The following is a 13,490-nucleotide window of genomic DNA, read 5'->3' as shown; positions in this document are numbered from 1 at the left end:
AGGGCGTGGGCTCACGAGGGCGCCAGAAACAGGGGGATCGGATGAGCACCGACCAGGACGAGGCCACCGCGCCCGCGTCCGCGCCGACACCGGCCGCGCGGACCAAGTCCGACCCGTGGAAGGTCGCCTTCGTGGCGCTGCTCGTGGTCTCCCTGGTCTGCGTGGTCGGCTGGGTGCTGCTCGGCTCCCGGCTGCTCGTCGTCCGCGGGATCGAGGTCACCGGCCTGGACCGGGTCTCCTCCGAGGAGGTCGTGGCCGCCGTCGGCGTGCCGACGGGCACGCCCCTGATCCGCGTGGACCTGGACCGCAGCGCGGCCCGGGCGGAGTCCCTCGACCTGGTCGAGTCCGCGACGGTCAGGCGCGGCTGGCCGGCGACCCTGCGGGTGGAGGTCGTGGAGCGCCGTCCGCTGCTCGCCCTGCGCGTGGGCGACGAATACCGGCTGGTGGACGGGGACGGCGTGCGCATCGAGGACTCCTCGACACGGCCCGGGACCCACCCGCTGGTCCGGGTCACGGGTGAGATCGAGGGCAACGACGCGGTCCGGGCCGCCGCCGACATCGTCGAGCAGGCGCCGGACTCGCTGCTGGCCCAGATCCAGCTCATCGACGCCACCGACACCGGCGCGATCACCGTCGAACTCGGCAACGGGGCGCTCGTGGAGTGGGGCGACCCCGAGCGCACCGAGGACAAGAGCGAGATCCTCCGTGTCCTCATGCGCGAGCACCCGCCCGCCGAGGAACGCGTCTACGACGTCGGCACCCCCGATCTGGCCATCGTCCGGTGAAGGGCGATTCCGGGACAAGCCAAGACCTCGTGTCCGGTCCGCGCGGGCTGCTGGGCTCCCTCACGGTCACCGGTCGACCGCCCTGCGGGGTCACCGGGCACCCGACGAGGACATTCCAGACGCGACGCGCCGGGTGCGCACTTCGCTTCCTTGCGTTATACGACGTTAGGCTGACCTCGTCATCGGTTGCCCGTAGTCGGCGGTCCGCTTACTGTCGGGAAGCACAACCAACGTCAACAAAGCAACAAAACACGCTTTAGGGGTACGCGAGACCGTGGTGTCCGTCGAGAGGACGGGCCCCGCCGGTAGGCAGAACCGGCGCGGGAACGGACCTGGTGGCCCCGGGGGCCCGAGCCGAGGCGCCACCGGCGCACGCGGCGGAGGGTTCACCCGAAACGCACACTGTAGAACCGGATGCCGAACCAGAGGCGTCGCCGGTGGCCCACCGCCACCGGGGCGATGACGGAACGGCGTATGCGAGCGGAAAGGCCCCTCGTCGTGGCAGCACCGCAGAACTACCTCGCGGTCATCAAAGTCGTCGGCATCGGCGGCGGCGGTGTCAACGCCGTCAACCGAATGATCGAAGAGGGGCTCAAGGGCGTCGAGTTCATCGCCATCAATACCGACGCCCAGGCGCTGCTGATGAGTGACGCCGACGTCAAGCTCGACGTCGGCCGAGAACTCACGCGCGGCCTGGGAGCCGGAGCCAACCCCGACGTCGGCTGCCAGGCGGCCGAGGACCACAGGGAGGAGATCGAGGAGGTCCTGAAGGGGGCCGACATGGTCTTCGTCACCGCGGGCGAGGGGGGCGGCACCGGCACCGGCGGCGCCCCGGTCGTCGCGAACATCGCGCGGTCCCTGGGCGCCCTCACGATCGGTGTGGTCACGCGGCCCTTCGGCTTCGAGGGCAAGCGCAGGGCCACACAGGCCGAGTCGGGGATAGCGATGCTCCGCGAGGAGGTCGACACACTCATCGTGATTCCCAACGACCGGCTGCTGTCCATCTCTGACCGACAGGTCAGCGTTCTGGACGCGTTCAAGGCCGCCGACCAGGTCCTGCTCTCCGGTGTGCAGGGCATAACCGACCTGATCACCACACCGGGCCTGATCAACCTGGACTTCGCCGACGTCAAGTCGGTCATGTCCGGCGCGGGGTCGGCACTCATGGGCATCGGCTCCGCACGCGGGGACGACCGTGCGGTCGCGGCGGCGGAGATGGCGATCTCGTCACCTCTGCTGGAAGCGAGCATCGACGGAGCCCACGGGGTGCTGCTGTCCATTCAGGGCGGTTCCGACCTGGGATTGTTCGAGATCAACGAGGCCGCCCAACTGGTGGCGAACTCGGCCGCGCCCGAGGCCAACATCATCTTCGGCGCCGTCATCGACGACGCCCTGGGCGACGAGGTCCGCGTGACCGTGATCGCCGCAGGCTTCGACGAACCCGAGGTCAACGGAGGGGTGGCCCGGGAGCACCGGCCGGTGGACCCTCCTGAGGCCGCCGCCCCCAGCGGGGGCGTCGCGTCCGGCCGGGAGGGATCGTCCGCCCGGGCGGCGTCCGCCGCCGCGGGCGCGAGCGGGGCGTCGGCCACCAGCGTGCCGTGGATCGCGCCGTCGCGTCCGGCCGAGCCCGCCCCTGCGCCCGCACCGGCGCAGGAGCCCGCGCGGCCCGCTGCGCCGGTGAGCCGTCCGGCGGAGCCCGCACCGGCCTACCAGGCGCCGCCCGCGCAGGCCGAGCCGGAGCCGGCCCCGGCCGAGCCGGCGGCACCGGACCACGGCACCGCCGAGGCCCAGCCGGTGGAGTCCTACACCTACGGGGGCCCCGCTCCGGAGCCCGCGCAGCCGGAGGTGCGCGAGACCGAGCCGCAGGAGCAGTACGAGGAGCGGCAGGACGGCCAGTCCAGCCACATCCACGCCGTCTCCGACGCGTCGGCCGACCGTCGCGGCGAGGTGACCACGCCTCGGCGCCGGGTGATCTTCGACGACCCCGACGACCTGGACGTGCCCGAGTTCCTGAAGTAGGCGCTCCCGAACGGAGCGAGAAACGGGGTTCCGCCCGCCGGGCGGAGCCCCGTTCGCATGCTCCGAGCGGGTCGGCCGCCCCTGACGGCCACCGGTAGCATCGACCTGTCAACGGCCCCGACGCACAGCACCCGGAACCGTCGGCTCCCCTTTGAGGCGGCCGTGCTCCCTGCCTGGCGGATCGAGGACGATGGTGGGAAACGAGGGGGGCTTGGTCACACGCATGGGCAGCGTCATCGATCTGGGGCACGGAGTCCGTGCCGCCGTCACCGAGCGGAGCGGCGGAGTGTCCGCTCCGCCGTTCGCGTCGCTCAACCTCGGCCTGGGCTCGGGGGACGAGCGGGAGCCCGTCCTGGAGAACCGCAGGCGCATCGCCGCCGAACTGGGCTTCGAGGCCGAGCGGGTGGTGTGGATGAACCAGGTGCACAGCACCGACGTCCTCGTGGCGACCGAGCCCGGCGGGGTGGGGACCTGCGACGGCGTGGTGACCACGCGTCCGGACCTGGTCCTGGCGTCACTGGCCGCCGACTGCCTGCCCGTCATGGCCGCCGACGGCGCGGCCGGGGTCCTGGGCGCGGCCCACTCGGGGCGTCTGGGCACCGCGGGGGGCGTGGCCGCCCGCCTGGTCGAGGCCATGGTCGGGCAGGGCGCCCGCGCGGACCGCATCCGCGTCCACCTGGGGCCGACCATCTGCGGCAAGTGCTACGAGGTCCCGCCCGAGATGCAGGCCGAGACCGCGCGGGACACGCCCGAGGCGGCGTGCTCCACGCGCCAGGGCACCACCGGCGTCGACATGCTCGCCGCGGTCACCGCCCAGCTGCGCCGCGCGGGCGTCGCCGACATCTCCAGCGACGGCCGCTGCACCCTGGAGACCCCCGAACTCTTCTCCCACCGCCGGGACGCGCCGACGGGCCGGTTCGCATCCTTCGTCTGGCGTACCTGACGATCGTCCGGCCATATCCGGCCACGCCGGGGCCACACCCGGCCACCCCCGCGGTCTTGCCAGGACGGTCGGGGACGGCACGGCGCCGATCTCGGGTAGAACGGTCCCGTGAGCTTCATGACTCACACATTTCACATCAGCAACCTCCTACACCAGGGAGTGCTCCGCCCCGGGGCATGAGAAGGGACACCGTGTCACACGCCGACCCCGCACGCGTCGAACAGGTCAGGGCGAACCTCCAGGCGGCACGGGCCAGGATCGAGGCCGCCTGCCTCAAGGCCGACCGGGACCCCTCCGAGGTGTCACTGATCGCGGTCACCAAGACCCATCCCGCCGACGACGTGCGGATCCTGGCCTCCCTCGGCGTCACCGACGTGGGGGAGAACCGCGACCAGGAGGCGGCGCCCAAGGCCGCCGAGACCGCCGACCTCGACCTGACCTGGCATTTCGTGGGCCAGCTCCAGACCAACAAGGCCCGCTCGGTGGCCTCCTACGCCGATGTCGTCCACTCGGTGGACCGCGCCAAGCTGGCCCGCGCCCTGGGCGATCGGGCCGAGGCGGCCGGCAGGCGGCTGACCTGCCTGATCCAGGTCAATCTGGACGAGGACTCGCGGGCGGGCGTGATCGGCCCGCGCGGCGGAGTCGACCCCGACGACGCGCTGGAGCTGGCCGCCCGCGTGGAGGAACACGACGCGCTGACACTCGGCGGCGTGATGGCCGTGGCCCCGCTGGGCGGGGACGCCTCGCAGGCCTTCGCCCGGCTCAAAGGAGTCGCGGAGCGGATCCGCGATCGCTACGCTCGGGCCACTATGGTGTCCGCGGGGATGAGCGCGGACCTCGAATCGGCGGTCGAGCGGGGAGCGACACACGTGCGGCTCGGCACGGCGTTGCTCGGCGACCGCGGGCCGATCGTGGGGTAATGTCCCCACATAGACCTTGGAGCCCGTCTGTGGAGTTCGCCCGAAAGGGCGTCCATCCCGCTCACACGGGCCGGACGGGTGATGTTGAACAGTCGGCTGCGGTGTGAGGGCCGCGGGGACGACGGAGGACATGAGATGGCCGGCGCGATGCGCAAGATGGCGGTCTACCTCGGCCTCGTGGAGGACGACCGTTACGATCACCGTTATGCGGACGAATATGATGAGTTCGATGATTTCGACGAGGGCGTGGAGGTGCAGCAGCGTGACCGCGACGCCGAGCCTCCTCGTGGCGAGGAAGTACGGGGCGAGGACGTGACGGACGCCGGCGACTACCTGGGTTCAGGTGACCGACGCGGTGGCACCACCATGACGGCCTCGACCGCCGACCTGGCGCGAATCACTACGCTCCACCCACGCACCTACAACGAGGCGCGTACTATCGGAGAGCATTTCCGGGAAGGCACGCCGGTGATCATGAACCTGACCGAGATGGTCGACAGCGACGCCAAGCGTCTCGTCGACTTCGCGGCTGGTCTGATCTTCGGTCTGCATGGCAGTATCGAACGCGTGACCAACAAGGTGTTCCTGCTGTCCCCGGCCAACGTCGAGGTGACCGCCGAAGACAAGGCGCGGATCGCCGAGCGAGGGTTCTTCAACCAGAGCTAGACCGTCACATCCGTCCAGAGATTGGGTCGAGGAACGACCGTGATTTACGTCCTGTCCGCGCTGCTCTTCGCGCTACAGCTCTTCCTGTTCGTGCTGATCGCGAGGGTGGTTCTGGAGATGGTGCAGTCCTTCTCCAGGGACTGGCGTCCTCGGGGGTTCGTTCTCGTGCTCGCCGAGATCGTGTACTCGATCACCGACCCACCCCTGAAGTTCCTGCGCCGGTTCATCAGGCCTGTACGCCTGGGGAGCATCGCACTCGACCTGAGTGTGCTGGTCCTCTTCTTCGGCATCTACATTCTGATGTTCCTCATTCGGGCCTTCATCTAGTCAGGTGGGACCAGAGGCGACTGTTGTGCCTCGGGTTCCGATATGTGGTCTTGGTCATGATCTGGATTGCCGTAAGGTCACGATCAGGTAGCGTCCCTACGGACAGACTCCAAGCGCGCCAAGGAGACGAACATGCCGCTGACACCCGCCGATGTGCGGAACAAGCAGTTCAGTACAACCCGGCTTCGACCGGGGTATGACGAGGAAGAGGTCGACGCCTTCCTCGACGAGGTCGAGTCAGAGCTCGACCGCCTGATCCAGGAGAACGAGGAACTGCGCGGCAAGCTGGCCGAGTGCCTGCGGGGCAAGGTCCCCAACGCCGGCATGCAGGACTTCCAGCAGCCCCAGGAGCAGGCCGCTCCGGAGCCGCAGATGGAGCAGATGCGCCCCGAGCCGGTCCAGGCTCCCCAGGCCGTCGAGCCCCAGCCGGCGCCGCAGCAGCAGATGCAGATGACCGGCGCCAACATGTCGATGGGCGGCGAGGAGAACATGGACACGGCCGCACGTGTCCTGGCTCTCGCCCAGCAGACCGCCGACCAGGCGATCTCCGACGCCCGCCGCGAGGCCGACGAGACCCTGGGCCGCGCCCGGCACGAGTCCGAGGACATCCTCGGCAAGGCTCGCCGCCAGGCCGACCAGATCATCGGTGAGGCCCGCGCGCGTTCGGAGAACCTGGACCGCGACGCCCAGGAGCGCCACCGCCAGGTCATGGGCAGCCTCGTGCAGCAGCGCGAGGAGCTGGAGCACAAGGTCAACGTGCTCAAGGACTTCGAGCGTGAGTACCGCAGCCGCCTGAAGGACTACTTCGAGCGCCAGCTGCGTGAGCTCAACGAGGAGGGCAAGCCCGCTGAGGCCAACCCGAACACCACGGGCGGCTTCCAGACGATGGCTCCCCCGACCGGTGGCACGCCCGCGCTGCAGCAGCACGGCCCCGGCGGTAACCCGTTCGGCCAGCCCGAGCCCGCGCAGCACGGTGGATTCCACCCGGGTGAGGCTCCCCACGAGCGTCGCTGATCATCGGCGGCATGCGTTTCCGAACAACTGAAGACTCCGGCTCCACATGTGTAAAGGCCCTGGTCGACCCGTGATCCTGAGCATCCTCGCCACCGTGGCGGTGCTGGCGGCCATCGCCACCATCGCGGCTGCCCTCTTCCTGGCCGAGATCACCCTGGTGTACATCGCACTCGGGCTCGGCGGAATCAGCGTCCTGCTTCTGGCGGCGGCGCTGATACAAGGCGGGCTGCGGAAGGCAGGACAGGACCGGACGCGTACCGGGACGGACGGTTTGGGGAAGTCGTCCGTCCCCGCCGTGGCCACCACGGCGGCGACGCCACCGGGAACGCACAGCGTGCCGGAGGATTCTGGGCGCGTACCCGCACCGGCTTCCGGGCCGGTGCGGGACAGTGTTGTGTCGGAGCACGGCAGCACAGGATTCACACCGGCCGCGGGGGAGTGGCCGGAAGCGGCCACCGGGTCGCCTGACCCCGACCCGGCCCGCCCGTACGGACACGCCGCGGACGCCCCGCCCGCCGCGGAACCGGAGACCTTCGACTACCGGATCCCGCACCAGGGCCGTTTCGATGAGCGCTCCTGGGCGGCGACGCCCTCCGGGCACGACGCGGTGCCGGATCCGGCGCCCGAGGAGTCGGAGGCCTTCGCCGACCGGGCCCCGTCCCGCGCGGACGAGCCGGAGGCCGGCGAGAACGAGGAGCACGTGCTCCCGGCCCCGAGCGGTGTCACCCCAGACGAGGAGCCGAACGCCTTCGACGCGTTCGACTCGTCAGGGCACGCCCCGGGCAACGCCGCTGAGGCGGAGGTCGAGGAGACGGCCGTCGGCGAGACCGCCAGGAGCAGCGCCTGGGCCGAGTCCCAGGACCAGGGGTCGGTGGACGACGCCGATGCCGACGAGGACCCGGGGTTCCACTACCGGGTCCCGACCGCGGACGCCCGCGACGAGGTCGATCCGGTCGCGCACGAGACCTACGACGAACCCGACGACGCGCGCGTGACCTCCGCCGCGGACGAGGCCGCCGAGTCGGACGCGGACACCGTGGAGGGGGCGTTCAGCTACCGGGTCCCCACCGCCGCCGTCGAGCCCGCCGGCTCCGGCGCGGACGAGTTCTCGGACTTCTCCGGCCAGGTGCCGGACGCGGTCGACCACGGGCCCACGGGGTTCGATGACGCCTCTGACGCGGACGCGCCCGTGGTGACCGACACGGACTCCGAGGAGACGGCGGGTTTCTCCTACCGGGTGCCGAGCCCGGACGATCACGCGTCCGCTGAGCCGTCTGCGGTGGACGAGGGCGGGGAGAACCAGGCGATCTTCGACCCCTCTGACGTGGACGAGGCTGAGGAGCCCGCTGAGCCCTCTGGTGTGAACGAGGACGCCTGGGTCGAGCCTTCTGAGCGAAACGAGGACGCCGGGGCCGACGCGTTCGCTGAGTCTTCTGCGGTGGACGAGACCGCTGAGCCCGCTGAGCCCTCTGATCTGAACGATGACGCTGGAGCCGACGAGTCGGCCGGGTCTTCCGGCGAGAGCGCCGAGGACGGCGGGGACGCCGACGAGACGGCGACCTTCTCCTACCGTGTGCCGAGCACCGACACCGACCAGGCGCCGGATCCGCACGCAGGAGAGGCGTCGGCGTTCACCTACCGGGCCCCGGCGGCGGAGACCGAGGAGGACTCCGACGTGGCCTACGCGGCCATCCTGGACGCCGAGGACGAGCCTTCGTCCGGCGACGGTCCGTCCCGCAGGGACCCCGACCAGGTCTCCTGACTCCCGAACATACGACGGGCGCCGCTCCCCAGGGAGCGGCGCCCGTTCGCGTCGGGTCAGGCCCGGCGGAACCCGAAGGCCACACCGAACTCCTCGGAGGAGGCGGTGTGCAGGTCCCCGGCGATCTCACCGGCGACGAACGCGTCCGCCAGCACCTCCCCGGCGATGCTCTCGGAGTGCTCCAGGAGCGCCCGCTCGGTGCTCGCGTCCGTGGCCGACCACCACACGTGGATCCGGTCCGAGACGTCCAGCCCGCTGTTCTTGCGCGCCTCCTGCAGCATCCGGACCATCTCGCGCGCCAGACCGGCGCGGCGCAGCTCCGGCGTCAGCTCCAGGTCCAGGGCGACGGTCTCACCGGACTCCGAGGCGACCGCCCAGCCCTCGCGCGGCTGTTCGGTGACCAGCAGCTCGTCGGCGCTGACCTCGACCGGTTCGTCCTCGACCTGCACCCGGGCCCAGCCGCTGGCGCGCACCTGCTCCACCAGCGCGGCCGGGTCGGCGGACTGGACGGCCTTGGCCACCAGCGGCGTGCGCTTGGCGAACCGCTTGCCCAGCGACCGGAAGTTCGGCTTCACGATGTAGTCCACCAGGTCGCCGCCCACGGAGGACAGCGAGTCCAGCCCGGCCACGTTGAGCTCGTCGGAGATCTGCGCCCGCAGCTGCTCGGGCAGCTCGGCGAACCCCGGAGCGCCCACCAGGGCGCGGGCCAGCGGCTGCCGGGTGCGCATGGCCGAGTCGACGCGCGCGGAGCGCCCCAGCTCGACCAGGCGGCGCGTGAGCGCCATGTGGCCCGACAGCTCGGTGTCGATGAGGTCCTCGCGGACCTGGGGCCAGGACGCCAGGTGCACCGAGTCCGCCGCGCCCGGACGGCGGATCGCCGACCACACGTGGTCGGTCAGGAACGGCACGACCGGCGCCATCAGCAGTGTGACGGTCTCCAGCGCCTCGAACAGGGTCGCGAACGCCGAAGCGCCCTCCGGGGTGCTCGCCCCGCCCCAGAACCGGCGGCGGGAGCGGCGCACGTACCAGTTGGACACGTCGTCGACGAACGCCGTCAGCCGGCGCCCGGCCGTGGTGGTGTCGAAGGCGTCCATGGCCTGCGTGACGTCGCGGACCACCTCGTGGAGCTCGGAGAGCAGCCACCGGTCCAGCAGCGGCCGGTCCTGCGGCGCCGGGGCCTTCTCCAGCATGGAGTGGTCCCAGCCCTCGCCGGCGTTGGCGTACAGGGTGAAGAACGACACGGTGCTGTAGTAGGTGAGCAGCACCTTGCGGACGATCTCCTCCAGGGCGGCGTGGCCCACCCGGCGGGCGGTCCACGGCGAGCCGCTGGCCAGCATGAACCACCGCAGCGCGTCGGCGCCGTGCCGGTCCATCACCGCGATGGGCTCCATGACGTTGCCCAGGTGCTTGCTCATCTTGCGGCCGTCCTCGGCGAGGATGTGGCCGAGCACGACCACGTTCTCGAACGAGTTGCGGCCGAACACCAGGGTGCTGACCGCCAGCAGCGAGTAGAACCAGCCGCGGGTCTGGTCGATGGCCTCGGAGATGTACTGCGCCGGGAAGTTCTCCTGGAACGTCTCGTGGTTCTGGTGCGGCGCGCCCCACTGGGCGAACGGCATGGAACCGGAGTCGAACCAGGCGTCGATGACCTCGGGCACGCGCCGGGCGACCCGCTGCTCCTCCGGCAGGGAGGGATCGGCGTCCGGGTCGGGGATGACGATGTCGTCCACGTACGGGCGGTGCGGGTCCAGGTTCGACAGGTCCTGCCCGCTCAGGCGGCCCAGCTCCTCCAGGGAGCCCACGCAGATCTGCCGGCCGTCGGGGAACTCCCAGATCGGCAGCGGCGTGCCCCAGTAGCGGTTGCGGGAGAGCGCCCAGTCGACGTTGCCGCGCAGCCACTCGCCGAAGCGGCCCTCCTTGACGTTCTCCGGCACCCAGTGGGTGACGTCGTTCTGCGCGATCAGCTCGTCCTTGACCGCGGTGGTGCGGATGTACCAGGACGGGAGCGCGTAGTACAGCAGCGCCGTGTGGCAGCGCCAGCAGTGCGGGTAGGAGTGCTCGTAGCTCTGGTGCCGGTAGAGCAGGCCGCGGTCCTTGAGGTCGCGTACCAGCGTCTTGTCGGCCGTCTTGAAGAAGACGCCGCCCACTAGGCCCAGGTCGGCCTCGAAGGTGCCGTCGGGACGGACCGGGTTGACCACGGGCAGTCCGTAGGCGCGGCACACCGTCATGTCGTCGGCACCGAAGGCGGGCGCCTGGTGGACGAGGCCGGTGCCGTCCTCGACGGTGACGTAGTCGGCCAGGACGATGAAGTGCGCGGTCTCGTCGAAGTCCACCAGGTCGAAGGGCCGCTGGTAGGTCCAGCGCTCCATCTCGTCGCCCTCGAAGCTCTCGCCGGTGAGCTCCCAGCCCTCGCCGAGGACCTTCTCGAACAGCGGGCGGGCGACCAGCAGCCGCTCGTCGCCGTTGGTGGCCACCACGTACTCCACGTCGGGGTGCACCGCGACCGCGGTGTTGGACACCAGCGTCCACGGGGTCGTGGTCCACACCAGCAGGGACGTGGGGTGCTCGGGCGAGGCCAGCGGACCGGAGGTCACCGGGAAGCGGACGTACACCGACGGGTCGGTGACGGTCTCGTACCCCTGCGCGAGCTCGTGGTCGGACAGCGTGGTGCCGCATCGCGGGCAGTACGGGCTGATCCGGTAGTCGCGGACCAGCAGGCCCTTGTCCCAGATCTGCTTGAGCGCCCACCACACGGACTCCACGTACTGCGGGTCCATGGTGCGGTAGGCGTCGTCCATGTTGACCCAGTAGCCCATGCGCTCGGTCATGGAGGTGAACGCGTCGACGTTGCGCAGCACGGACTCGCGGCAGCGGTCGTTGAACTCGGCGATGCCGAAGGCCTCGATGTCCTTCTTGCCGGACAGGCCCAGTTCCTTCTCCACGGCGACCTCGACGGGCAGGCCGTGGCAGTCCCAGCCGGCCTTGCGGTCGACGTGGTAGCCGCGCATGGTGCGAAAGCGCGGGAAGACGTCCTTGAAGGCGCGGGCCTCGACGTGGTGGACGCCGGGTTGGCCGTTGGCCGTGGGCGGGCCCTCGTAGAAGACCCAGTTGGGGCCGCCGCGGGTCTGGTCGAGCGAGCGCTCGAAGACGTTCTCCTTCGACCAGCGGCCGAGGATCTCGCGCTCCGTCGCGGGCAGGTCGATCTGCGCGGGCAGCTGGGGCAGCGCGCGGGATGCGGGCCGGGGGTCGTTGGCCACCGTCGTACCTTTCCATCAGGGGTTTTCCTGACGAAGGGACGAGGCCGGAGCCCCGCGGTACCACCCTCCTTGGAGCCGCGCGCGAGCCGCCGGGCGGTGCGTCGCGGATCCCACTTCGTTGCTCGGGTGCCGGTTCTACTGGGGCGCGCGCACGGCGGCCCGTTCCTCCGGCGGCTCCGGGGTGATCTTCGCGCTGGTCGTACCCCCGGGCTCACACCGTCCCCGGGTCGCTGGGCCGGACCCGGCCCTTTAGGCTGTGGTCCGTCCGGTCGGGGCCAGCACTACTCGTCCCCATCGACACCATCTGGGAGTCAGGATAACGCAGCGCGGTGCAGCCCACCGCGCCATTTCGGAGAGGGGCCGTCATGGCGGAGGGTTCGCGGGGTGCGGTCCTGGTGACACTGCCCGACCGCGAGGACGCGGTCGAGCTGGCCGAGCAGCTCCAGGAGCAGGGCTACGAGCCGTGCCGGGTGCACCGCGACATGCTCGCGGGCGAGGACGACGCCGAGGACGCGGACTGGGTGATCGAGGTGCTGACCGGCCCGCACGGTGGCCCGGCGGTGTTCGACGAACCGCACCTGGGCACACTGGCCGACAACTACGGGGGCTTCGCCGTCGCCGAGTAGCGCGCCCGGTGCCGGCGCCCGGGCGGGCCCGGGCCGGTCGGCCCTTGTCGGCGGTCGGCCGGGGGGACAGGATGGCGCCATGACGATTCGCCGAGCAGGGGTCGAGGACGCCGAGGCCGTCGCCGGCGTGCAGGTCCGTTCCTGGCGGGCCGCCTACCGCGGCATCATGCCGCAGAGCTACCTGGACGCCCTGACGACCGGGCGCCGGGCGGACCGGTGGGCACGGTGGATCGGGGACGCGGACTGGCCGAGGGAGGCGATGCTGGTCGCCGAGGAGGGTGGCAGCGTGGTGGCCTTCGCCACCTTCGGGCCGCTGGAGGGGAGCCCCAACGTGCCGGAGGTGGCGGCGTTCTACTCCGTGCCCGAGGTGTGGGGCACCGGCGTCAACCAGCGCCTGATGGGCGCGGTCACCGACGCGCTCGCCGCGGGCGGCTACGCCGAGGCGGTGCTGTGGGTGCTCTCGGCCAACGACCGGGCGCGCCGCTTCTACACCGCCCAGGGCTGGCGGGCCGACGACGCCGTCGAACGGTCGGGGCCCATCAACGGCGTGTACGTGCACAGGGTCCGTTTCCACCGCGTCCTGGACGGCGCGGCGGCCGGTGGCGCACCGTCGGGATGATTGCGATGCGGCGACGGATTGCCTAAGCTTCCGGCACCATGCGCGGCACCGCCCGAGGGGGAGCCCTCGCAGCTCAGCGGGGGCACGGGTGGGTGGCGCCCCGGAGGGAAAGGGGGAGTGCGATGAAGGCCACGAAGATCGCCGGACTGCCTGTCGGACCGGGGGAGGACCCCTGGACGTCGGATGAGATCGCCGAGGTGCGCGATCGTCTGGAGGCCGACGTCACCACGGCGAGGGAGGAGATCCGCGAAGTCGAGAAGGCCCTCGCCGAGCGGCTCGACGACCCCGTGGATGGTGCTGGAGACGACCCCGCCGACACCGGAGCCAAGGCCTTCCAGCGCGAGCACGATCTGGCGTTGGCCTACAATACACGTGACCTGCTCGCCAAGAGCGAGCTGGCGATCGAACGGATGGACGCGGGAACCTACGGGGTCTGTGAGTCATGCGGCCGGGCCATCGGAAAGGCGCGCCTGCAGGCCTTTCCACGAGCCACCCTGTGCGTGACCTGCAAACAGCGCGAGGAGCGTCGCTGACTGAGGTAGAGCCCTCTGG

General features: G+C 71.0%; 12 protein-coding genes. 11 read left to right on the top strand and 1 reads right to left on the bottom strand.

Annotated features, from left to right (window positions below):
* The first annotated feature begins 41 nt into the window (after nucleotides 1-41).
* From DFP74_RS27705 to DFP74_RS27670, 8 genes are all read left to right on the top strand, one after another.
* Entirely contained in the window at nucleotides 42-785 is a 744-nt protein-coding gene (locus tag DFP74_RS27705) for a cell division protein FtsQ/DivIB (protein ID WP_121186183.1), read from the top strand.
* Between the two features lie 498 nt (nucleotides 786-1,283).
* A complete protein-coding gene (ftsZ, locus tag DFP74_RS27700; RefSeq protein WP_121186181.1) occupies nucleotides 1,284-2,804 on the top strand; it encodes a cell division protein FtsZ in 1,521 nt (506 codons plus the stop codon).
* A 223-nt stretch (nucleotides 2,805-3,027) separates the two neighbouring features.
* Nucleotides 3,028-3,747: a peptidoglycan editing factor PgeF gene (gene pgeF / locus DFP74_RS27695; protein WP_121188571.1), complete on the top strand. Its 720-nt coding sequence runs from the start codon at nucleotides 3,028-3,030 to the stop codon at nucleotides 3,745-3,747.
* Between the two features lie 191 nt (nucleotides 3,748-3,938).
* Complete coding sequence (locus DFP74_RS27690) at nucleotides 3,939-4,667, top strand: YggS family pyridoxal phosphate-dependent enzyme (protein ID WP_121186179.1); 729 nt, start codon at nucleotides 3,939-3,941, stop codon at nucleotides 4,665-4,667.
* A 135-nt stretch (nucleotides 4,668-4,802) separates the two neighbouring features.
* A complete protein-coding gene (locus DFP74_RS27685) occupies nucleotides 4,803-5,333 on the top strand; it encodes a cell division protein SepF (protein WP_121186177.1) in 531 nt (176 codons plus the stop codon).
* A gap of 39 nt (nucleotides 5,334-5,372) precedes the next feature.
* Nucleotides 5,373-5,660, top strand: a complete 288-nt coding sequence (locus tag DFP74_RS27680; RefSeq protein ID WP_121186175.1) for a YggT family protein — start codon at nucleotides 5,373-5,375, stop codon at nucleotides 5,658-5,660.
* 132 nt (nucleotides 5,661-5,792) lie between these two features.
* Nucleotides 5,793-6,674 carry a DivIVA domain-containing protein gene (locus DFP74_RS27675; RefSeq protein WP_121186173.1) on the top strand — a complete coding sequence of 294 codons (882 nt, stop codon included), beginning with the start codon at nucleotides 5,793-5,795 and terminating at the stop codon, nucleotides 6,672-6,674.
* A gap of 70 nt (nucleotides 6,675-6,744) precedes the next feature.
* Nucleotides 6,745-8,436 (top strand): hypothetical protein, encoded by a 1,692-nt coding sequence (locus DFP74_RS27670; RefSeq protein ID WP_121186171.1) that lies wholly within the window; start codon nucleotides 6,745-6,747, stop codon nucleotides 8,434-8,436.
* 56 nt (nucleotides 8,437-8,492) lie between these two features.
* Here the strand turns inward: DFP74_RS27670 and ileS are convergent, their stop codons facing one another.
* Nucleotides 8,493-11,693 carry an isoleucine--tRNA ligase gene (gene ileS, locus DFP74_RS27665; protein WP_121186169.1) on the bottom strand — a complete coding sequence of 1,067 codons (3,201 nt, stop codon included), beginning with the start codon at nucleotides 11,691-11,693 and terminating at the stop codon, nucleotides 8,493-8,495.
* Between the two features lie 365 nt (nucleotides 11,694-12,058).
* Between ileS and DFP74_RS27660 the strand changes: the two genes are divergently transcribed.
* The 3 genes from DFP74_RS27660 (at nucleotide 12,059) to DFP74_RS27650 (ending at nucleotide 13,471) form a co-directional block, all read left to right on the top strand.
* Complete coding sequence (locus DFP74_RS27660) at nucleotides 12,059-12,319, top strand: hypothetical protein (protein ID WP_121186167.1); 261 nt, start codon at nucleotides 12,059-12,061, stop codon at nucleotides 12,317-12,319.
* A gap of 79 nt (nucleotides 12,320-12,398) precedes the next feature.
* Nucleotides 12,399-12,938, top strand: coding sequence for a GNAT family N-acetyltransferase (locus DFP74_RS27655; RefSeq protein ID WP_121186165.1), 540 nt, complete (start codon nucleotides 12,399-12,401; stop codon nucleotides 12,936-12,938).
* A 122-nt stretch (nucleotides 12,939-13,060) separates the two neighbouring features.
* Nucleotides 13,061-13,471, top strand: coding sequence for a TraR/DksA family transcriptional regulator (locus tag DFP74_RS27650; protein ID WP_121186163.1), 411 nt, complete (start codon nucleotides 13,061-13,063; stop codon nucleotides 13,469-13,471).
* Nucleotides 13,472-13,490: the final 19 nt, after the last annotated feature.

Source organism: Nocardiopsis sp. Huas11 (assembly GCF_003634495.1).
Lineage (GTDB): Bacteria > Actinomycetota > Actinomycetes > Streptosporangiales > Streptosporangiaceae > Nocardiopsis.
Note: the sequence above shows the minus strand (reverse complement) of the source record. Positions and strands in the feature narration are given on the sequence as shown.